This is a genomic window from Cellvibrio sp. BR (assembly GCF_000263355.1).
GTDB lineage: Bacteria > Pseudomonadota > Gammaproteobacteria > Pseudomonadales > Cellvibrionaceae > Cellvibrio.
The window spans coordinates 1-533 of sequence record NZ_JH668220.1 but is presented as its reverse complement, the minus strand read 5'-3'; the positions used below and the strand labels follow the sequence as shown (position 1 = coordinate 533).

The following is a 533-nucleotide window of genomic DNA, read 5'->3' as shown; positions in this document are numbered from 1 at the left end:
AGAAGCCGTGCTTTTTTCACCACTCGAGGGAAAAATTACATTTGAGGGTAAACCTGCCGTCGGAGCGAAAATCAATCTATGGATCAAATGGAAGGATAAAAAAGGAGAGCATTTTGGCTTTACTGCTGATGAGAATGGATTTTTTCATATCCCGCAAAAAGTCGCGATCTATAAAGAAAACCCATTGGCTCAAATTGTAATTACGCAAGAAATAACCGTCGAATATGACAACGAAAATTATCTGATATGGACATTAAGCAAATCTAACACTCATCAGTTTGGAGAGCTTGGCGGTAAGCCATCAAATCTAACCTGCGAACTCACAACGGAAGAAATGGATACACACTTAGAATATGCGCTCATGGGAACCTTATGCAAGTGGGACAAATTAACCAAGGTATCAGAGAAATAATATGATTGATTTAAATCCAACTACGGCAGCAAACATCTCAGAAAAAAATGATTGTATTCAAAAGAAAAATAACGACGCCTGATCCACTCAGGATAGGAGTCAATAAAACGGAGTACAGCCA

At 38.6% G+C, this 533-nt stretch carries 1 protein-coding gene; it reads left to right on the top strand.

Annotation, left to right across the window (positions count from 1 at the left end; translation table 11 throughout):
- Positions 1–412, top strand: a 412-nt coding sequence (locus O59_RS20765; protein WP_157152686.1) for a DUF6795 domain-containing protein, incomplete at its 5' end; no start/stop codon positions are given.
- Positions 413–533 lie beyond the last annotated feature (121 nt).